Origin of the sequence: Halobacillus sp. Nhm2S1, from assembly GCF_019599545.1 — a bacterium.
GTDB lineage: Bacteria > Bacillota > Bacilli > Bacillales > Halobacillaceae > Halobacillus.
In genome coordinates, this window is the sequence record NZ_JAIEZV010000001.1 from 1,108,450 (window position 1) to 1,128,086 (window position 19,637).

General features: G+C 41.3%; 20 protein-coding genes. 7 read left to right on the forward strand and 13 right to left on the reverse strand.

The annotated features are described in order from the left end of the window. The first annotated feature begins 113 nt into the window (after positions 1–113). Positions 114–521, forward strand: a complete 408-nt coding sequence (locus K2225_RS05745; protein WP_220583862.1) for a YtxH domain-containing protein — start codon at positions 114–116, stop codon at positions 519–521. Positions 522–1,271: 750 nt separating this feature from the next. On the opposite strand, the gene K2225_RS05750 is transcribed toward K2225_RS05745, so the two are convergent. From K2225_RS05750 to proV, 3 genes are all read right to left on the reverse strand, one after another. Beyond that, entirely contained in the window at positions 1,272–2,207 is a 936-nt protein-coding gene (locus K2225_RS05750) for a glycine betaine ABC transporter substrate-binding protein (protein ID WP_220583863.1), read from the reverse strand. Positions 2,208–2,276: 69 nt separating this feature from the next. Then, positions 2,277–3,122: an ABC transporter permease gene (locus K2225_RS05755; RefSeq protein WP_220583864.1), complete on the reverse strand. Its 846-nt coding sequence runs from the start codon at positions 3,120–3,122 to the stop codon at positions 2,277–2,279. After that, on the reverse strand, positions 3,106–4,308 hold the full coding sequence (gene proV, locus K2225_RS05760; RefSeq protein ID WP_370632722.1) for a glycine betaine/L-proline ABC transporter ATP-binding protein ProV: 1,203 nt from the start codon (positions 4,306–4,308) through the stop codon (positions 3,106–3,108). The genes K2225_RS05755 and proV overlap by 17 nt, the downstream gene beginning before the upstream one ends. A 285-nt stretch (positions 4,309–4,593) precedes the next feature. On the opposite strand from proV, the gene K2225_RS05765 reads away from it, so the two are divergent. Beyond that, complete coding sequence (locus tag K2225_RS05765) at positions 4,594–5,121, forward strand: GbsR/MarR family transcriptional regulator (RefSeq protein WP_220583866.1); 528 nt, start codon at positions 4,594–4,596, stop codon at positions 5,119–5,121. A gap of 180 nt (positions 5,122–5,301) precedes the next feature. Beyond that, a complete protein-coding gene (locus tag K2225_RS05770; protein WP_220583867.1) occupies positions 5,302–5,874 on the forward strand; it encodes an HTH-type transcriptional regulator Hpr in 573 nt (190 codons plus the stop codon). A 56-nt stretch (positions 5,875–5,930) separates the two neighbouring features. On the opposite strand, the gene K2225_RS05775 is transcribed toward K2225_RS05770, so the two are convergent. Continuing rightward, positions 5,931–6,263, reverse strand: coding sequence for a DUF1878 family protein (locus K2225_RS05775; RefSeq protein ID WP_220583868.1), 333 nt, complete (start codon positions 6,261–6,263; stop codon positions 5,931–5,933). Between the two features lie 228 nt (positions 6,264–6,491). Between K2225_RS05775 and K2225_RS05780 the strand changes: the two genes are divergently transcribed. From K2225_RS05780 to K2225_RS05790, 3 genes are all read left to right on the forward strand, one after another. Then, the gene (locus K2225_RS05780) at positions 6,492–7,043 is read left to right on the forward strand and encodes a DUF3267 domain-containing protein (RefSeq protein WP_146814287.1); all 552 of its coding nucleotides are present in this window, start codon (positions 6,492–6,494) and stop codon (positions 7,041–7,043) included. A 505-nt stretch (positions 7,044–7,548) separates the two neighbouring features. Further along, the gene (locus K2225_RS05785) at positions 7,549–7,731 is read left to right on the forward strand and encodes a hypothetical protein (RefSeq protein ID WP_035510066.1); all 183 of its coding nucleotides are present in this window, start codon (positions 7,549–7,551) and stop codon (positions 7,729–7,731) included. Positions 7,732–7,895: 164 nt separating this feature from the next. Next, positions 7,896–8,837 (forward strand): peptidylprolyl isomerase, encoded by a 942-nt coding sequence (locus K2225_RS05790; RefSeq protein ID WP_220583869.1) that lies wholly within the window; start codon positions 7,896–7,898, stop codon positions 8,835–8,837. Positions 8,838–8,874: 37 nt separating this feature from the next. Here K2225_RS05790 and K2225_RS05795 read toward each other — a convergent pair whose 3' ends face one another. The 6 genes from K2225_RS05795 to K2225_RS05820 all read right to left on the reverse strand — a co-directional run bounded on the left by K2225_RS05795 (position 8,875) and on the right by K2225_RS05820 (position 16,287). Then, positions 8,875–9,072 carry a sporulation YhaL family protein gene (locus K2225_RS05795; RefSeq protein WP_146814291.1) on the reverse strand — a complete coding sequence of 66 codons (198 nt, stop codon included), beginning with the start codon at positions 9,070–9,072 and terminating at the stop codon, positions 8,875–8,877. Positions 9,073–9,212: 140 nt separating this feature from the next. Beyond that, positions 9,213–9,773 (reverse strand): GbsR/MarR family transcriptional regulator, encoded by a 561-nt coding sequence (locus K2225_RS05800; RefSeq protein ID WP_220583870.1) that lies wholly within the window; start codon positions 9,771–9,773, stop codon positions 9,213–9,215. 84 nt (positions 9,774–9,857) lie between these two features. Continuing rightward, on the reverse strand, positions 9,858–12,740 hold the full coding sequence (locus tag K2225_RS05805; RefSeq protein WP_220583871.1) for an ATP-binding protein: 2,883 nt from the start codon (positions 12,738–12,740) through the stop codon (positions 9,858–9,860). After that, positions 12,737–13,975, reverse strand: coding sequence for a metallophosphoesterase family protein (locus K2225_RS05810; RefSeq protein WP_220583872.1), 1,239 nt, complete (start codon positions 13,973–13,975; stop codon positions 12,737–12,739). Before K2225_RS05810 ends, K2225_RS05805 begins: the two co-directional genes overlap by 4 nt. A gap of 166 nt (positions 13,976–14,141) precedes the next feature. Then, positions 14,142–15,395: an ABC transporter permease gene (locus tag K2225_RS05815; RefSeq protein ID WP_220583873.1), complete on the reverse strand. Its 1,254-nt coding sequence runs from the start codon at positions 15,393–15,395 to the stop codon at positions 14,142–14,144. Next, complete coding sequence (locus K2225_RS05820; RefSeq protein ID WP_220583874.1) at positions 15,388–16,287, reverse strand: ABC transporter ATP-binding protein; 900 nt, start codon at positions 16,285–16,287, stop codon at positions 15,388–15,390. Before K2225_RS05820 ends, K2225_RS05815 begins: the two co-directional genes overlap by 8 nt. Before the next feature lie 484 nt (positions 16,288–16,771). Here K2225_RS05820 and K2225_RS05825 point away from each other — a divergent pair, with 484 nt between their 5' ends. Then, positions 16,772–16,957, forward strand: a complete 186-nt coding sequence (locus K2225_RS05825) for a YhzD family protein (RefSeq protein ID WP_220583875.1) — start codon at positions 16,772–16,774, stop codon at positions 16,955–16,957. A 53-nt stretch (positions 16,958–17,010) separates the two neighbouring features. Here K2225_RS05825 and K2225_RS05830 read toward each other — a convergent pair whose 3' ends face one another. From K2225_RS05830 to K2225_RS05840, 3 genes are all read right to left on the reverse strand, one after another. Continuing rightward, entirely contained in the window at positions 17,011–17,787 is a 777-nt protein-coding gene (locus K2225_RS05830) for an enoyl-CoA hydratase (protein ID WP_255574230.1), read from the reverse strand. Positions 17,788–17,997: 210 nt separating this feature from the next. Then, positions 17,998–18,357 (reverse strand): YlbF/YmcA family competence regulator, encoded by a 360-nt coding sequence (locus K2225_RS05835; RefSeq protein ID WP_089653229.1) that lies wholly within the window; start codon positions 18,355–18,357, stop codon positions 17,998–18,000. Positions 18,358–18,441: 84 nt separating this feature from the next. After that, a complete protein-coding gene (locus tag K2225_RS05840) occupies positions 18,442–19,578 on the reverse strand; it encodes a DUF445 domain-containing protein (protein ID WP_220583876.1) in 1,137 nt (378 codons plus the stop codon). Between the last annotated feature and the right edge of the window lie 59 nt (positions 19,579–19,637).

The following is a 19,637-nucleotide window of genomic DNA, read 5'->3' on the forward strand; positions in this document are numbered from 1 at the left end:
GCCTTTGCTTTATCTTTCCCTATAAAGAATATTTTTTTATGTTTTTAAGGTTTCATTCATACATATTAAGAGAAAATATAAAATAGAGAGTGATTGAAAGGAGACTGACTGATATGCCAAACGGAAAATCATTAGCGCTGGGATTCATAGTCGGGGGAGTCGTTGGAGCTGCCTATACTTTATTAAATACCCCTTCCTCTGGTCGTGACTTGAGAGAGAATGCCAAACTAAAAAGTGAAAACTTGAAAAATACGGTTCTCAGCTTAAAAGAAGAAGGCATGCAATTGAAGGACCAGATTACTCAAACGTCTAAAGAAGGGGCACAGCTGATCAAAGAGCTTTCCGAAGATGTAAAAACATCCATTGAAAGCTGGAAGCGTACGGTCGAACCCCATCAAAAAAATATCCAAAAATATTTAGAACAAATTGAAGCAAGCTTGAAAGAACTGGAAGAAAAAGCAAAGGCTGAGCAAGCCAATCACACGACACAACCGAGTCATGAAGTCATCAACCACCAATAATCTCAACCCTCCCGCCTCGAGCGGGATTTTTTATGTTTGTCCTTCTCCCCTATCTATATTCCATCCACTCCTGCTCTATGCCACAAAAGGGCAGTTAGACACTTATTGTTAAATATCCATTATTAAAGTATATGGCAGTGTTGTGTAAGACTCAGTTTCGAGACTTTTATTGAGTGGATGGGGGCTACGGGGAATAACTCGCTTTCCGCGGGAGCGCGGTGAGCCTCCTCAGGCTGACGCCTTGCGAGGTCTCACCTAGCACTCTTTTCCCACAGGAGTCTCGCCATTTCCCTTCGCCCCTTTGCTATATCAGAATCTCGAAACCGCTACCAGAACAAACAGCTATTCCGTTTAATTGGAGTATAAGGTTAAAAATTCCATGCCTAGGTACTTAAACTCTGAAAGCTAAATACAGAGCGTTTTATGCTTTTAACAATCGGGACAGCGGAAGACACTCCTACTTGGAAAGGGGTTCGTTTCTCACATAGGTTGGGAAGCTGCGATACTCCCTGGGAGAAGGAGATAGGCGAGATCCCGCAGGGCGCAGTCCGAGGAAGCTCGGCGCTCCCCCACAGGAAAGCGAGTAGCTTCCCAACCACCCCTAACGCTGAACCTGGGTAACGAACCCCGAAAACATCTCGAAACTGAGTCTTCAAGTAAAGGGAGCTTATATAATAAACTGCGGAATTTACCAATGCGCAAAATAAAAGCGTGTAGAGGCAAAAACCTCTACACGCTTTTTTAAGCTAATTATTCAGCTGGTTCGAAATCTTCAATGGAGTCGACATCCATATATTCAGGAACAACTAGACCAATCTTGGCACCTTCAAGGTTCGCTCCAAGGTCTTCCAGATTGTCTTTATTTTGCTCGTATTGATCACCGTGGGTTCCTGGCAACCATGCAGCCACCATTCCATCTGCTTCGCCAGCGGCAACAGATTCCCACATTGGGCCATTGTCAAGCGGTGTAATCGTTACATCAAAGCCTTGCTCCTTCATGACTTCTGCAACGACGTTTGTTGAAGCAATCTCAGAGTCCCAGTTTACAAGAACAAGTTCGACCTCAGTACCGTCCACTTCTTCGGTACCTTCTGTCCAAGCCTCTACTTTATCCTGATTGTTAGAAATCCAGTTTTGAGCCGCTTCTTCCGGGCTCGCACCATCAGCAATCTCAAGCATAACTTCTTCCATGTCTGCTGCTTCCCAGCTGAACTGGTCTAAGATTTTATAAGCGTTCGGTTTATCATCTTCAAGTCCTGTACGTACCATTGTTTTAATCTGTTCTTCGCCACCAAAAACTTCTTTTGGATCTTCAAGGTATTTCAAGTCGTATCTAGCGAATTTCCAGTGTGGCGTCCAGCCAGTAACAACAATCGGCTCTTCGTTCTCAATAGCTTCTCCTAAAGCTGTTGCCATGGCACCGGAAGAAGAGGTAGCAACTTCCCAACCACTTAGATTTTCATATTCTTCAACAGCATCTTCTGCAGAACTTACGACACCTGCACCTGCTTCGATACCAGTGATTTCATAGCCCATCTCTTCTCCATAATTCATTTCAGAAGCGGCTTCATCACCGTTAGAATCTCCATTTGACTCTGTGCCTTCATCTTCTGAAGATCCACAACCTGCAGCTACAAGTGTTAAAGATAGTCCGGCAACCATGCCGAAACGTTTCCAGTTAAACATGTAAATCTCTCCCCTTTTAAAGATTTTATATAGATAAAAGGTCCAAGGACCCTTTTCTAACGATATTTACTAGTCACCACGCTGGGTGTTCAAGTTTTGTGTGAAACGATCAATGATGATCGCCAGAATAACGATACCAAGTCCTGCAACAAATCCAGTCCCGACTTCAGCACGCTGAAGCCCTGTAATAACCGTTTGCCCAAGTCCCTTTGCACCAATCATAGATGCTATGACTACCATAGAAAGGGCAAGCATGACTGTTTGGTTGATTCCTGCCATGATCGTCTTTTTAGCCATTGGCAATTGCACTTTAAACAATTTCTGAGTTCCGGTCGTTCCGAAAGCATCGGATGCTTCAATCAACTCATGGGATACCTGACGAATTCCCAGGTTCGTAAAACGGACCGTCGGCGGTGTTGCGAAAATCACAGAAGCAAACACCCCTGGCACCATACCGATACTAAAGAAAGCTACGGCTGGAATCAGATAGACGAAGGCTGGCATCGTCTGCATAAAGTCAAGGACAGGTGTAAGGATTTTCTCTGCCATTTTGCTTTTTGCCATCCAAATTCCAAATGGAACTCCGATAATAACGGAAATCAAACTCGCAAATATTACGAGCGTAAATGTATTCATCAACTCTTCCCATAACTCCTGGTTGGCAATAAACCATAGACCGATGACTGAAAAAGCTGTTAAGCCCAACTTTTTCCCAGAAGCAAAGAAGGCTAATACACCTACTACTATAATGAATAGCCAAATGGGAATGCCCATCAACCAATCTTCAGCTACGATTTCAATAAAGTCACCAAAGTCTTCTTTTATAAAATCAAATAAGAATTCAAATGTATCTGTTGTCCACTCTGTCGCTGCATCAATCCACTCAGCCACAGGCAGTTTAGGAATCATACCCATTTAAATTCACCTCACTTCCAGCTAACGCCGCTAGTACGGCTCCTCTCACAATTACCCCTTTCAGTTTTCCTTCTTCAATGACAGCTACAGGTACCGGGGAATCATGGATAATATCGAAAATTTGCTGCATCGGTGTTTGAGGATCAACCTTTGGCACATCTGTGCGAAGAATCCCTTTCAAATTGTCTGAATCCTGCTTCACAGCAGCAGAAACGTCATCAGCCGTTACATATCCATGCAGATTTCTTTTTGCATCTGTTACATAGATGCTTGAAAGACCTTCCTTCCGCATCCGTTCAAGAGCTGTACGCGGACCATGTTTTTGAATATCCACCGTTTCTGGTCGTTTCATAATATTTTCAGCCGTCAAGACTTTGGAACGGTCCACATCCTCAACGAACTTCTCAACGTAATCGTTCGCTGGATTCACTAGGATTTCTTCTGGTGTACCAATCTGAACAATGCGTCCGTCCTTCATGAGGGCGATACGGTCACCGATTCTTAACGCCTCGTCGAGGTCGTGGGTAATAAATAAAATGGTTTTCTTCATGGATTCTTGAAGCTCTAATAGTTCGTCCTGCATTTCCTTACGAATCAATGGATCCAGGGCCGAAAAGGCTTCATCCATCAATAGAACTTCCGGGTCATTCGCCAAGGCTCTTGCAAGACCAACACGCTGCTGCATCCCCCCGGATAATTGACCAGGGAACTGGTGAATGTATCCTCCTAAACCAACCATCTCTAGAGATTTCTTCGCTTTTTCTTTCCGCTCATTTTTATCAATGCCTTGTACTTCAAGGCCAAATTCTGCGTTTTCCAATACCGTACGATGTGGGAAAAGACCAAAGCGCTGGAATACCATGCTCAACTTTTGGCGACGGACTTCCCTTAAATCTTTGCTGTCCATCTTGGCCAAGTCCTGACCATCAATATATACACTACCTTCTGTTGGTTCAATCAATCGGTTAATCAACCGGACGAGTGTCGACTTACCACTCCCGGACAGCCCCATGATGACGAAGATTTCCCCTTCTTCTACATCAAAGGACGCGCGGTTAACACCGACAGTATTGCCGGTTTTTTCGAGAATATCTTCTTTTGATAAACCCTCATCTAAGTATTTGGTAGCTTTTTTAGCATTCTTACCGAAGATTTTCGATAAGTTTTCTACTTGAATGATCGGCACGTCTCTCACCTCTTCTTTTTTGTTTATTATGGTACGTTTCATCTTTTTTATTTCCGTACTCACTCAATCACCTTACATAATGTAACCTATTTGTAATAGAAAGTTCAAACGATAAATACTTTAAATCAAGAACAAAAATTACGTACAGTTAAAACTGTACAGAGTTTAAAGGATAATTTACGCCCTTTTACTACTAAATCCTTTATATTTAAGCCCTTTCAGAGATTTTCAAACAAATGGCAATTATAGTAATGTGGACTTAGATTTTTTGCGAAGGAGGATCTTATGGTAGTAAAAGACCACCATTTCCTTGAAGACATGCATACGAAAGTCACACATGAATTTTCTAAAACACTGGAAATGTTTGGACTCACCCCTGCTGATGCACGACTGTTTGTTACTCTCTATCTGCATCAGGGTCCAATGACTTTGGATGAAATGAGCCAGGCTTTGGGGAAAAGTAAAACTTCTATGAGTACAGGTGTAAGAGGATTATTGGATCAGGGGCTGGTCGAACGAGTATGGAAAAAAGGATTCCGTAAAGACCTTTATCAAGCAAACGAAAACTTATATCGGAATTTCATGTCTTCCTATATAAAGAAATGGCTGTCAGCTGCAAATGGACAAAAGAACACCATTGAAAGTATGGAAGGTGAATTGAAAGACAGAATACAGAAATATAACAATCAAGAGGAAATGCAGCGGGCGGACCAACTTTACAGACGCATGGAAGATATGGTCCGTTTTCACGAATGGATTGCCGAAGCATTCAAAGATTTAGACCCTAGTAATATTGAACACCCTTCTGATTAACTCCTCTTCTTTAACATGCAGGGCCACCTTTATCGTCTCTGCATGTTAATTTTATTTTCAGCACATTATATCTTGATAATTTATTAAAATTTTATATTATAATAAGTGGGATACTCTTTGAAACTAATAGCCTATTGAGGATAGAATAGTTTTAAAAAATACCTTAAGAGGGTGAGATAAATGAAAGACAAAATCTCAAAAAGAGAAGCCATTTTCTACAGTCATAAGATGGCTCAACTCTCCAAGGCGCTTTGGAAAGCCATTGAAAAGGACTGGCAGGAATGGATTAAGCCATTCCAATTAAACATCAATGAACATCACATTTTATGGATTGCTTACCATTTGAAAGGGGCGAGCATATCTGAGATTTCCAAGTATGGTGTCATGCATGTTTCAACCGCCTTCAATTTCTCAAAGAAGATGGAAGAGCGCGGCCTCCTTCAGTTTTCTAAACGTGAAAACGACAAAAGAAACACTTATGTAGAGTTAACTGATGCAGGGATTGAACTTTTAGAAGCAACGCTGAATGAGTATAACCCAGAAGATAATTCTGTACTGAGAGGCGTTATGCCAATGACAGAAATGTATGGAAAGCTTCCTGAGTTCTTAGATCTATCTGCTTTGATCAAGGAGATCTATGGGGATGAATATATAGAAATCCTTGAACGTTCACTAGAAAACATTGAAGAGGAACCCCTAGTCCAACAACCAACGGATATTGAGGACTATAAGAAGAAATCAAGATCCTCATAACAAATAGGATCCTAAAAAATAGAACCCTTTCCAGTAAACACATATTGGAAAGGGTTCTATTTATAATGGAGACGATGGAGCAGGCTCGTCAATTCCGGGTAAAGCCCTTGATGTTCAAGAGCCTCCAAGGTCTCTTCTATAGGTAACTTATAACAAAGCATCCCGGCAAAGTGAATCATTAGATCCCCATGATTAATTAAACCGTTTGCTACATCCTCTTCGTAACGCTCATTCAAAATTTCCAGCAATTGTAACGATTCTATATATTCTTTTCTTGTTAAGCTTTTTTCAATGACTAATTTCGTAAATGGGTATTTCTTCATCTCTTCGACTTCTAGTAACAAATTCAAGTGGAATGCAAAGGTTTCACATCGATTTTCCTTCTCCAAAATACTCCCTCCACAACCTGCTGTCACCCTTGCCATGACAAGGTTTATTAGATCTTTCAACAAAAGAATTAAAAGCAAGTGTTTTTTTTACAAAAAACCTATTGCTTTTTCTCTTCAAACATACTATTATTCGTCTTGTGCCAAACAAACGAAACATAAAACGTACTACTATCATATCGATATTCATAATAAATTCACAGTATTTTTTGTTGTAAGGGAGGGATTCTTATGATGAACTGCTGGAAAACAGTAAACATCAATAAAGAATTCGGTCTGAACCGTGTTTACCTGATGTCATTTCTAACAGGACTACTTTCATTCCTAATTTTATACCTGCCGTATTCAATGATTCACGGTACGCATGAGATGAATGATCACGGTTTTCTACCGTTGTTGGTTATTTTGTTTTTCTTACCATCGATGCACCGCTTGATGCATATGCTGCCATTAATGCTCAGTTATAAGCGGTTGCGCGTTAAGTTCAAATTCAGAAAGCGCTATGTACCGACTTTCACTTATCAGTGTAAAACCCGACTGTCAAAGAAGACGTCAATCATGATGGCTCTTGCACCAACATTTCTAATTACAGTTCCTGCACTCATCATGGGATATGTCTTCCCTCATTACTTTGCATATCTTGTACTCTTTGCATCTGTGAACATCGGATTATCTTTTTCTGATTTTCTTTATCTAAATTATTTCGCCAAAGCACCTAAAAAGTGCTTGATCGAGAATGCAAAAGAAGGCTACGATATCTTAATTCAGCAGCCAAAAGCTTAATAAAAACAACGTTCACTCCCTTGAACGTTGTTTTTTTATGTCTTCTCACAATATATGGGGGATCGTGGAAGACTCATTTTCGAGACTTTTATTGAGTGGATAGGGATCCTGGGAGATTCTCGTAACTACTTCTCAAAGGTCAACTCGTATGATTGAGGAAAAGCCAATGATCTGCCCACCATATTACATAAAAGCTTGATCCAGAGCGTCCTATACGTCTCACAGCGGGATCGTGGAAGACCATCCAAATGGTAAAGGGGTTCGTTTCTCACCTATATTGAATGGGGTGAATGGAAAGCGAGTGACTCCCAATACGGTAAACGAACTCCCATTATCTCGAAACTGAGTTTTTCACATCCGGAAGCATTAATTGAAGTCGGAATTTGTCTTTTCTTTTCTGATTCAGACTTTTTTGTTCTAACCGGGAAATCCGACCTGCTTTTTTCTGTTCAATCCACCCAAACTTTGATAGAGTAGTTTCATAGGGAATAAAGGAGGTACCAACATGGCATTTGGATTCAGCTTGTACGCGCTCGTCATTTTATTCGTGTTTAACTCACTCACACATTCCTTATGCACAAAGACGAAAATGTCGAACGAAAAACAAACACGTGTTTTCCGCACGATCAACGTACTGATTACAATATTACTGATCTCTTCTTATGTGGAAGTGCTTAATACACTTTAAAAACAGGCCGAAGTTGGCCTGTTTTTTCTATGTCTTTTTTGAATTGCTATATTTTCACAACACATTATAGAACATTGCCTCTATAATGTGTTATATTTACTGATAGGCTGTGAGCAAATCTCTACGTCACGAAATTCACAATAAGTTTTAGGAGTGTCAGGATTATGAAAAAAATAGCCATCACTGCTGCATTAGCAGCGAGCGTATTCACCTTGTCAGCTTGTTCATCCAATGCAGATGAATCAGAAGTTGTTGTTGAAACTAACGGTGGAGAAGTAACGAAAGAAGAGTTCTATCAGGAATTGAAGTCTCAGTATGGGGAGCAAGTGCTTCAGACTCTTGTCATGAAAGAAGTTCTTGCCAACAATTATGAGGTTTCTGACGAAGAAGTAAACAAGGAACTAGAAACAATCAAAGAACAATACGGCGATAATTTTGAAAACATTCTTCAGCAAAATGGCTTTGCCGATGAAGAAGCTTTCAAAGAAACCATCCGTATGAGCCTATTGCAGGAAAAAGCGGCTTCTGAAGGAATCGAAATCTCAGAAGAAGAAATGAAAAATTACTATGACCGCATGAAGACAGAAGTTCAAGCGAGTCACATCCTAGTCTCTGATGAAGAAACAGCGAAAGAAGTGAAAGAAAAAATCGATAATGGTGAAGATTTCGGTGAACTGGCTGCTGAATATTCTTCTGACGGTTCTGCACAGCAAGGCGGTAAGCTAGGCTGGTTTGGACCTGGAGAAATGGTTGCTGAATTTGAAGATAAAGCCTATGAACTAGAGCCAGGTGAAGTAAGTGAACCTGTTCAATCTCAATTTGGGTACCACATCATCAAAGTGACAGACAAGCGTGATAAAGAAGACGTTGAATCTTATGAAGATATGAAAGATGAAATTAAGCGCACGTTGACGAGCCAGAAAGTCGACCAGGCTGAGCTTCAGAAGAAAATGGATGAGCTTATGCAGAACTCTGAAATCGACGTAAAAATCGATGAATTTGAAGGTCTCTTCGATAAAGAAGAAGCTCCTGTAGAAGAAGGTACAAATCCAGAGGGAAATAACTCAGAAGAAGGCTCTTCTGAAGAAGAAAATACAGAAGAATAATCAAGACCAAAAGCCAGGTGAATGATTCACCTGGCTTTTATTCTGACATCATGGCATCTCTTTTGCCCCGTCGCTCTTTCTCTTTCTCAATCCGCTTCAAATACACTTGACCTTCCCTTTCGATATACTCTTGTTCGAGATTGTGCTCCGCTCTCATGGCGCGGATGGCCATATATCCGCTTATGAAAATAAAAACAATGCACAGAAATACCCAAATCGGAAGACCGAATAACATAAATTCATCCTCCCTGCTCCTTTTGTCTCTAGTCTATGAGAGACCGCAAACAAATATGATACAAGCTCCCGCATGTTCTTCGTTCAGGCCAACAAAAAAATCCGATGTGCACAGCTAGCAAGCTATCCACAACGGATTTTTCACTTTTTATCTTTTTGATCAATTTTGGGCACGTATTGGAAGATCTCCCCTGATTCTACTACATGAATGAATCTCATTAGCCATCGATAATAATTTTGTGCATATTCCAGGCGATCAATGTCTTCTGTTATTTTCATCTGAAGATCTTCGTCCGTGGTCTGCTCCTGCAGCTCCAGAAGTTCCTGAATAGCTTCATCTGCTTCTTCGATATTCGTCTCCGTATGATGCCTCCAACGGCTTCCGAACAAGGAAGTAAAAGATTTATACCAATCTTCTTCTGACTTATATAGATCTTTACGGACTCCTTTTTTAAACGAAGGTTCCACCATCTTCATATCTGATAAAGCACGGACGCCTGTGGACATACTCGTCTTGCTCATTTCCAAAGCTTCCCTCATGTCATCCAGGGTCATGGGTTCCTGTGAGAAGTACAGCACTCCATACAAGCGACCAATGGACGGGGTTACCCCGTAAAGGCTCATATTCTTAGCTATGACTTGGATAAATTGTTCAATCGTTTCTTCGTATTTGTTCCAATCTTTATTGTTCGTTTCTGGCAATGGAAACCCTCCATTTGCTTATTCCTCAGTAATCTTAAAACATTTTATCATTAATGTCCTTACATTGCGACCTTAATATCTATTTTAACTCAATCGCAGAACTTGAGGAGATTGAAACGCTCCTTCTAAATCTTCCCGCCACGTAAAGAGAATGACTTGGTGGTTTTCAGATAGGTGCTCAAAAAGTTCGATCATCAAGTTTAATCTTTCCTGGTCAAAATGAACAAAGGCGTCATCAACGAGAAACGGCAGTGATAAATCATCCGCCATCGTTTCGCCTAGAGCGAGACGGAAAGAAACATACAATTGATCCTTGGTGCCCCGGGAAAGTTCCATTGGTAAAAAGGTGAATCCCTGTTTACTAATGACCTGAATGCAATCATCATCGGGGGAAATTTTCACATCTACATAATTTCCATTCGTCAGTCTGTGAAAATAATCCGTAGCTTTCCGTAGGATGCGTGGCAAATATTTTTCTTTATACGCATGCTTCGTCTTCTCCAAGGCCTTCCAAGCCAGTTGATAAGCTGCCCATTCTTCCGACTGTTTTTGAAGTTCGGCTTTTTCTTTGTGTAATTTGTGAGTAATGCTTGAACGTTCGTCTGAATGCTCAAGCTGTCGAATGGCGCTATCGTTATCAGCCATGGCCTGCTGATTCTTTTTTTGTTCGTTTTCAATCCTTTGTTTTTCCCTTTTGAGTCGTTCAAGGCGGGCCGAAAGTGCAGCTTCTTCAGGAACTTCCGTCCACACAAGATATTCCTGCTGCTCTTTTTCTGACAGCATGCGCTGTAATTGACGTTCTAAATCTTGGAGCTTTTTTTGTCGCTCTCCTTGTTTTCCCTTTTGTTTCGCCTTTGCATAAAAGTCTTCTTCCTTCTCCACATCGGCTTCTTTGTAAAGCTCTTGTTGCTGCTCCACATAGGTGGAAAGCTTCATTTCATTTTCTTTTGCACGCTTATTCAAGGACTTCAATTGTTCTTCTGCTTGAGTGATTTTCTGCTTCCTGTAACTCTGCTCTTGGACCCATTCTTTCAATTGCTTCCACTGATTCTCCATATTCTCTTCGTAGAATTCCCATTTTTGCTTCTTGTAAAACGCTTCCAGATTTCTTTTAATATGGTTCATCAAGGAATGCTGCTTTTCTCTTTCCTGATGGAGTCGTTTAAGTGTCCGCTTTTTTTCTTTTAATTGTGTTAGAAAATGATAGAGCTTTCCCCAGTGTTCAACATGTAAGGATGATAGGAAAGGATAGAGATTGCGCTGTTCATCAAGGCTGCTTTCCAACCTTCTCTTTCGTTGTTCAAGGTGGTGGCTCTTCTCTTGCAGCCGAATCTCTTCCTGGTTCAACTGCTTCCACTGCTCACGCAGATGATGGTACTCATTGTTGTGGGCATCATATTTTTTTAATTGTTTTCTCGCTTGCTCTATTTCTTCAACAGGCGGGGATAACGTCACATTTTGCACGGATGAATTTACAATTTTTTTGTGACAGCTGTAACTGTAGAGGGCAAGACCCCCGGCTATGATCAAACAAGAAATAAATAATACCATTCCTTCAAGGAGGCCTCCAACAGTCAGTGCTAGAACGGCCAATGCGCCTCCTAGCAAACGCCCATTCTTTAATCCTGTTATGTCTTTCTCAGATGTTGCGGCCATTTGATAACTCCGCTGCAGCTTTTCCTCATATTCTTTAGCTGTTTCCTTACTAATCCTCTCAGCCTCTATCGCATGCTTCCGTTCCTCTATCTTTTGAAACTCACGGTCGATATCGTCTAATTGTTCCTTTACGAACGCTTCCTCACGTTCCACTTCCTCTTCTTCTTTCTTGAAGGCCCGCCATGTTTCTTCAATGTAAAATGGCAGGGGATATTCCTCGAGCTCATCGATATCCAAAGGGACATCAATATGATTTTTTTCTTCCTCTATCTGTTCATCAAGCCGGCCGATCTGTTGTAAAAGGCGTTCAAGTTCATAAGCGGCTTGCTCATACTTGGGGTATCCGGTTTCTATGAGCTTTTCTGCTGTTTCTTTTTGAGATGGATGGTATCCATCCTTCCAGCGTTGCACAGCAGCTTCAAGTTCTTCTCTATTTGCTTTCAATAGCTTTTGTTCCGATTGAAGAGGCAAAAGGACTTCTTTCACTTGCTGATAACGCTCCACACCCGCTTCTGGAAAGGAGACTTCACATTCATTTTCTACTTCAGCCTTTATTAAGTGATAATCGACGATAATAGCTCTCACTTTCAAGACTTGTTCTGTTATGTAGAATTGATTCATGGTTTTCTGCCATTCTTCTTCCAAGGTGCGTATGCGTTCGTTCAAAGTTCTTTTAGTTTCTTGAAGTCGTATATAATCTATTTCTTCTTCATCCAAAGTTTTTTTCTTCTGCTGCAACTCTTCAACCAATTGAAGCTGCGCATTAATAAGTGGCTTTTTTCCTTTTGGCTTGAAAAATTCGTCCATCTGTTTTTGGAGCCATTTTTCTGTTTGATAAATTTGATCGGATCCCGTTAATCCTATATTCAATAGAACTTCACCAAGCTCATGCCCTGAGAGATTCTTTAGTTCCATCAAGTCATCCGCATTAAAGCTATAGGAGGATTCAAAAACTCTTCGTTCCATTCCGTCCAATAAATCACGGAGCCAGGATTCATCCGTTTCCTCCCCTGTCTCCAATCGGCAGACCGCTTTTCCGTTGTCATGTTCGTGCGTTCTTTCAATCGTGACTTTGCCATGCTCTCTCGTTAGAAGAGTAAGGCGTCCGCCCATGCTTCCTCCAGTTTTCGGTATAAAAGACAACCTTTGTTTTGGAGGCAGCCCAAATAACATAAACAAGATGAATTCGTAAATGGTTGATTTTCCTGCTTCATTTTCTCCTATGATAAGTTGAGGAGAAGGATCAGTTAAATCCAAAGAGTAATCCTTCCATTTGCCGAATCCGTAAATATATATTTGGGTGATTTTCACATTGTCCTCCCCCTTTCATGGGTGATCATCTTATCTAATAGAAGGGATTTTGCTTGCTCTACGATATCCGTCGTTTCTTCCCCTTTTATCGGCTGAATATACTTTGAAATTTTTCGATGAGAAAACAAAGGGGAAAGCCATTGTTTTACTTCTTCATCGTGTAAATCAGAAATCGTCCGTAATAGTTCACCTGTAAAGTGAGAACCTTTCATTAACTCCTCTTCATCCCATGTGGTGCGGCTTTCAACCCTAATTTCCTCAATCCAAATCCAATCATCGGAATGAAAATCTTCATTTCCATTAATGACTTCCACCCATTCTTGAATATCCTCTATAGGTCCTGCATATCCCACCATCGTGATTGTCAACATGATAGGAGAACCAGCAGCTACTTTGTCTTTCGCATTCTCCAAAATTTCTTCCAGCTCTTCAAACGTTGTAGATTCAAGATCACTTACACTTGTTGAAACGTACGTGATGCTTTGCAACGGAACCAAGTGATACTTCCATTCTCCACGCGTATGCTCGACAAGGTAACATCCTTTTTCCCCCGCTTCCTTTCGTGATCTCCCCTGAATATTCCCTGGGTAGAGGACAGGCGGGTCTGTCGATAGAACCGAACGTTTGTGGATGTGACCTAATGCCCAGTAGTCCATTCCTTTTCCTTTTAACTCCTCTAGTGAAAAAGGTGCGTACACATCATGATCTGTATTTGTATCGAGACTGCCATGAAGCATTCCGATATGGTAGTCAGCTCCTTCTACTTTGTTAAAGTCCTGGACTTTGCGATCCCGTACTTCTCTTGTTTCATAGCTAAACCCATAAATATGAGCCAGTACTTTCCCCTCCTTTTCAAAAGGGAAATGTTCAACATTCTGACTTTCAAAAATATGTACATTGCCGGGCATTTCAATGGGGAGTGTTTTTCCCTCTATATAATCGTGGTTACCATAACTGATGTAAACATGTATCCCTTTCTCTTGAAGGCGTTCGAATCCACGCCTCAGATGAACTTGTGCTTTTATACTCCGAATCTCCTCATTGTATAAATCACCAGTAATCAAAAGGAAATCCACCTTGTGGTTTATACAAGCGTCGATTAAACGATCGAACGCTTCGAACGTGCTTTTTCGCAACTTTTCTAACAATTCCCCAGGGAAGTTTCCCTTCGTTTTAAAAAGGCTGTCGATATGTAAATCTGCGCTATGTATGAATCGAATAGATGATGCCACCATGATCAGCCTCCTTTTCTGCTATTTCCTTCATTTTAACAGAGCATAAAACCGAATGCACGTTCTCATAGAACCAGGATAAAAACAAAGCTGCACACTTTTCCAGAACATTTTTATCACTTCCAGAAATGTAAAAAACCCCTTAACAAAAGGGGTTTTCACTATATCTTTATTTTTCTTTTTTAGATAGTTGCAAAGCCGTTTTTAAATCTTTTAAGGAAGTAGATTTCCCATACATCAGTACACCGCCACGATAGACTCGAGCGCCAATCAGCGCAAGTAATAGAATCGACCCGGCCAGAATACCGATAGATAAAGCAACTTCCCAGATTGGTATTTCCAACATTCCTACACGCAAGAACATAATCAATGGTGTGAAGAACGGGAAATAAGAACTAACCGTAATAAAGGTTGAATCAGGTACTCCAAGGCCAAACATAGCAATGAGAAAACCAGCTACAATCAGCATAATCATAGGTGCCAATAGCTGCTGCGCATCCTCCAAACGACTCACAAGCGAGCCCAAGGTGGCCGCTAAGGTAGCATAAAGCAAATAGCCAAGAATGAAGAAAACAACGGCATAGATGATTGTGCCAGGGTTGATGTCATTAAAACCAAAAAACTCCAACATCGAGCCATCTCCGAGGGTCTTGCTTTGTTGAATACCCAAGTACCCAGCCAAAATAAGGATAGCGAATTGCGTCAATCCCAACAAAGCTATGCCGAAAATCTTCGCAAACATTTGGGAAACAGGGGATACGCTGGAAACTAAAATTTCCATGACCCGACTCGATTTCTCTGTTGCTACCTCCGTAGAAATCATCTGCCCATACATAATGACAGAAAAATACAAGAAAAAGAGCATCACATAAACAAGGCCCCGCGTCTGGTTGAGTTCTTCTGCCGTTTTTGCACTCTCTTCAAGAGCTACCAACTCAAAATTAACAGGAGTATTCATTTGTTGTATAATCGCAGGGTCGACACCAGCCTGCTCCGTTACATACTGCACTTTCACTTGTTGAAGCGCCTGTCTGACAGGGTCACTTTCCCCTGTATTGGCAATTTTGTTCGCATAATAAGTCGCTTCGGGGAGCCCTTCTTCTCCTTGTTCCACTTCAACGACTGATTGAAAGTCTCCTTCTTCTACTGCAGTTTGAGCTTCTTCAAGACTTCCGTCATATTTCTCGAGGGTAAGGTTGTCATTCATCGAAACAACCTGCTCTAACGATTGAAACCAGCCCTCATTATCCGTCACAACCGCTACTTTCTTTTCTTCATCCACATCACTGAAAGTCTCAATGATGGATTGCAAATTAGATAAAGCAAAAATGAGTGCGACAGTAACAATCGTGGTAATTAGGAATGATTTTGATTTCACACGGTTTTTATAAGTCTGGGCAACCATGATCAAGAACTTATTCATAAGAAGCACCCACCTTCTCAATAAAGATGTCATTCAAAGTCGGTTCTTCCAGATCGAATTTGCGTACAAACCCTTTTCCTTGCAGTTCTTTAAAAATACGCTGAGCTATTTTCTCACTCTCAATCTGTAGTTCACAGCCATCTCCCAACGGCTTATACTTCGTTACTCCAGGAATACTTTCCAAAAATGCAAGGTCAAAATCTGCGATAACTCTCACATTCTTTTTTCCGAATGATTTTTTTATTTCGTTCAATTTTCCATGCACCACGGGAGAACCGTGATGGAGAATACACAGACTTTCACACAGTTCCTCTACATGCTCCATACGGTGGGAAGAAAACACAATCGATGTACCGGCTTCTTTCAAATCGATGACTGCTTTTTTCAGCATCTCAACATTAACAGGGTCAAGACCTGAAAAAGGCTCATCCAATATCAACAATTTCGGTTTATGTAATACTGCCGAGATGAACTGAATCTTTTGCTGATTTCCTTTCGATAATTCTTCAACTTTTTTGTTTTTATATTCTGGAACTTTAAACCGCTCAAGCCAGCGTTCAATCTGTTGAATGGCCTCTGCTTTCTTCATTCCTCTTAATTTCGCCAAATAGACCAACTGCTCCTGGACCTTAAGCTTCGGATAGAGTCCTCTTTCTTCCGGTAAGTAGCCGATTAAATGACTCTGGTCGTAGCCGATATCTCCACCGTTCCATGATATTTCACCTCTCGTTTGATCCAGCAAACCGAGAACCATACGGAAAGTGGTGGTTTTACCCGCTCCGTTGGCACCAAGAAAACCAAAGATCTGCTTTTCTGGAATTTCTAACGATAAATCATCAACGGCAGTAAACGACCCGAACTTTTTCGTCACTTTCTCCAAACGTAACATCATCATTTCTCCCCCTTTTCACCTTATATACGTATCTTCTAAACCAATGGTTTCAATAATCCATATGGTTCATTAATAATTGTTATTAAAGAATACGGCAGGATTGTGGAAGGCTCGATTTCGAGACTTTACGGGAGCTTAGGGGCTCCGGGAAACGTCCACATGAAAAGCGAATGGAGACACAAACCTGAGTGTTTTTCCACTGACTGATCCAAACCACCGCAAATCGTCGTTTCCCTGACCCCGTATCCATGGCCAGGGAGTGTCAATCATTATTCCAACCAGGCCAGGCTTCATTTAAGGGAGCCATGCCACGCAGTCCCACCCACCCATCAAAAGTATCCAAACCGATTCTTCCACAATCGGGAGCTTATACTAAAGAATGTAATAGCCATTTTTTATGGGAAATTTGCTGATTAAGCAGGAATATCGACGGTGTATGACAAAAGTAAATATTGAATACCTATTCATTCAAGGAGGCACAACAATGAAGACCTACTACTTAACCGTATTCGAGAAAGACGGCACCAATGTCCTCGATGAAAACTTTCAAGCAGAGAATGATGACGAGGCAAAAAAAATCGGGACGGAGAAACTGGAAGAGAAAGGGTACAGCAATCATACCCATCGCTGCGCTGCACCTGAAGGGCACTTAGTTCTATTCCACAGATAACACCAAAAACAATTTAAAACCATAAAAAGTCGCGCATAAAGCGCGACTTTTTATTATTTACCTTGAAATTCCGGCTTTCTTTTATTCAAGAAGGCTTCAACCCCTTCTCTATGATCAGCGGTTTGAAGTAACCGCCATTGGTTTTCACGTTCTTTCTCCAAGTAGTGTGATAAACGTTCCATCCCATGTTGATGATACAATTCTTTTGTGGCAATCATGGATTTCAATGGCCGGCCGCTCCACTCTTCCGCGAGTCGTGCTGCTTCTTCTCGGACAGGTCCATTTACGACGATATCCACAAGTTTATGATCATAGGCTTCTTTGGCTCTCATTTGCTGTCCTTCCCAAGCAAAATGTTTAGCCTGGTGTGTTCCTAAACGTTCCTGCAGCCAAAAATGCCCTCCACCATCCGGAGCTAATCCAATACCTATGAAATTCATGGATAAGTTGGCATCTGGTTCTGCTATGACATAATCAGCCGACAATGCAATGCTCAACCCTAGTCCTACCACAGGACCATGCAATGCGGATATAACAATTTTCTGCATGGAATAGAAGGTTTTCACAATCGTTTCGATATCATCCATGACTTCATCGTACGTATCCCTGTCAGACACCTCTTTCATCATGCTCAAATCTCCACCTGCGCAGAATCCTTCTCCATCTCCATATAAAAGTACAATTTGCGCCTCTGACCGCCTCACTTCCCGAGCGGCTTCAGCGAACTCTGCTAATAGTTCTGCATTCAACGCATTGTATTTCTCTCCTCGGGCAATCTTCAAATGAACCACATTTCCCTTTTCCTCTACAATGAAGTGCTTCATGATCATGATTTTCCTCCTATATATGGAAAAATTCTTCTTGGTTTAGTTTTTCGTCACCGATTACCCACTTTCCTGCAAGAGACGACAAAAAATCCAATCCATGAAAGAGCTTTCATAAACATGAAACGTAGAAGGCTTATAGTCTGCTCGCTGAATACAGACTTCCCGAAATGATCTAAAAAAAAGGAGCTGGATCACCAGCTCCTTTTTTACTATTTATTGTTGTGGTTCTTCAGGGTTGCCGTAAAGCTCTTCAAGAGGCTTCGTAATGATACGGCTGATGTCGTTGATGACTGTGTTTAAGCGCTGTTCTTCTTCCATAAGCTTGGAGATTTGAGGGTGTTGTTGTACAAGCTCAACAACTTTACGAGCCTGTTCTACTTCCTCCTCAGAAATTTCTTCTCCTTGCATCTGCTTTTGTTGAAGCGTAATTTGAGTTTGACGGAAATCGTCGAACATTTTTTTAGCAGCTTCATCGTTCATTACTGCTTCATATGCTTCTTTCAATCCGTTGAATTCCTCACTGTTACGGATTGCTTTTTCTAGATCATACGCGTAATCATATAGGTTTGCCATAAAAATAAGAACCTCCTAAGTTTTCGTTCTGACACTCCTCCCCCACTATAACAAACTCCTATACGTCTGTATAGGAATACACCATTATCCGAAAAATAGCACAATAACGGCTTGGAGTAAGCCAATCATTCCTCCTAGCAAAGCACCGAGGTAGGTGATCATCTTAAATTCCCTTCTGGATATTCCGAGAACCATTTCTTCAAGACGTTCGACTTGGAAAGCTTCGACTTCCTCCTGAACAATTTCAGATAATCGCATCTGCGCCATCATGCTCTCTACTTTGGCCGATAATAAATCACTGATTTGATCAACAGCAGCTGGAACGAAGGTTTCAAGAATCCTTTCTTCATAAGGGCTTGTCCATTCTTTCACTGTTTTTGCCATCCAATCACCCACAGGTAATGCCTCTGCCACTAGCTCTCCAAGCTTTGTGCCAACTGTTTCACGACCGATTTGGTTTTCAAACCACGCGACTCGCTTGGTTAAAAGTTTATCTTTTTCTGTATGCAGCATTGTTTCCAGCCAATCCTTCATTTCCCGGTCAGATACATATTTAAGAATGAGTGGATAAATACGCTCTGTAAGACCGTCTGGTCCCATGAAAGATGAAATCATATTACCGAGAAACCCTTGATTATCCAAGTAGTTATCAATTAAGGCGGCCACTTTCTCTTTCCCTTCGGAACTTCGGAAATAAGTTTCTATACTCGCTTGAATATGAGCAGCCGCTTGGTCTACTCCGCGGTTTGTCCTTTCTCGCAACGATGGTGTTAACAACTCCTCGATCGTTTTCTCACGATATTCGTCCATTAGTGATTCGTAGCGGTGTTCCACCCACTGAGAAACATGACGTTGAATGGATGATGTTGTCACTTCAATATGAAATTTCTCAAGCACTTCTTTTAACGTATCTTCTTTTTTCAACACCACTTGAACTTCATCTTTGGCCCATGTGGTCATCTGCGCCTTAAAACTTGGATGTGTAAGCTTTCGACGGATGCCTTCAGGAGTTAATAGATGGTTCACAACCATCTTACCCAATTGCTGAGCTAATTCCTTTTGTCGTTTAGGGATGAGTCCCGGGGTAAAAGGAAGTCGGTAGTTACCGATATGAATGGGTCGATAGGGACGGAATAACATTTTTATGGCTAATGAATTTGTGAGTCCTCCAATCAGGGCTCCGATTCCGATCATCATTAAAATTAATAAAGCAGAATTCATGGTCCAACCTCTTTCTACACATGGTGTACCCAGTATAATCCAAATAAAAGCCAAGTGCC

Excerpts from the sequence above, each read along its gene's own strand:
- K2225_RS05765 (WP_220583866.1), top strand. The coding sequence starts at position 4,594 with ATGGTAGTAAAAGACCACCATTTCCTTGAAGACATGCATACGAAAGTC.
- K2225_RS05795 (WP_146814291.1), bottom strand. The coding sequence starts at position 9,072 with ATGTTATTCGGTCTTCCGATTTGGGTATTTCTGTGCATTGTTTTTATT.
- K2225_RS05825 (WP_220583875.1), top strand. The coding sequence starts at position 16,772 with ATGAAGACCTACTACTTAACCGTATTCGAGAAAGACGGCACCAATGTC.
- K2225_RS05790 (WP_220583869.1), top strand. The coding sequence starts at position 7,896 with ATGAAAAAAATAGCCATCACTGCTGCATTAGCAGCGAGCGTATTCACC.
- K2225_RS05815 (WP_220583873.1), bottom strand. The coding sequence starts at position 15,395 with ATGAATAAGTTCTTGATCATGGTTGCCCAGACTTATAAAAACCGTGTG.
- K2225_RS05755 (WP_220583864.1), bottom strand. The coding sequence starts at position 3,122 with ATGGGTATGATTCCTAAACTGCCTGTGGCTGAGTGGATTGATGCAGCG.
- K2225_RS05745 (WP_220583862.1), top strand. The coding sequence starts at position 114 with ATGCCAAACGGAAAATCATTAGCGCTGGGATTCATAGTCGGGGGAGTC.
- K2225_RS05820 (WP_220583874.1), bottom strand. The coding sequence starts at position 16,287 with ATGATGTTACGTTTGGAGAAAGTGACGAAAAAGTTCGGGTCGTTTACT.
- K2225_RS05840 (WP_220583876.1), bottom strand. The coding sequence starts at position 19,578 with ATGAATTCTGCTTTATTAATTTTAATGATGATCGGAATCGGAGCCCTG.
- K2225_RS05780 (WP_146814287.1), top strand. The coding sequence starts at position 6,492 with ATGATGAACTGCTGGAAAACAGTAAACATCAATAAAGAATTCGGTCTG.
- K2225_RS05750 (WP_220583863.1), bottom strand. The coding sequence starts at position 2,207 with ATGTTTAACTGGAAACGTTTCGGCATGGTTGCCGGACTATCTTTAACA.
- K2225_RS05835 (WP_089653229.1), bottom strand. The coding sequence starts at position 18,357 with ATGGCAAACCTATATGATTACGCGTATGATCTAGAAAAAGCAATCCGT.
- K2225_RS05785 (WP_035510066.1), top strand. The coding sequence starts at position 7,549 with ATGGCATTTGGATTCAGCTTGTACGCGCTCGTCATTTTATTCGTGTTT.
- K2225_RS05830 (WP_255574230.1), bottom strand. The coding sequence starts at position 17,787 with ATGATCATGAAGCACTTCATTGTAGAGGAAAAGGGAAATGTGGTTCAT.
- K2225_RS05810 (WP_220583872.1), bottom strand. The coding sequence starts at position 13,975 with ATGGTGGCATCATCTATTCGATTCATACATAGCGCAGATTTACATATC.
- K2225_RS05770 (WP_220583867.1), top strand. The coding sequence starts at position 5,302 with ATGAAAGACAAAATCTCAAAAAGAGAAGCCATTTTCTACAGTCATAAG.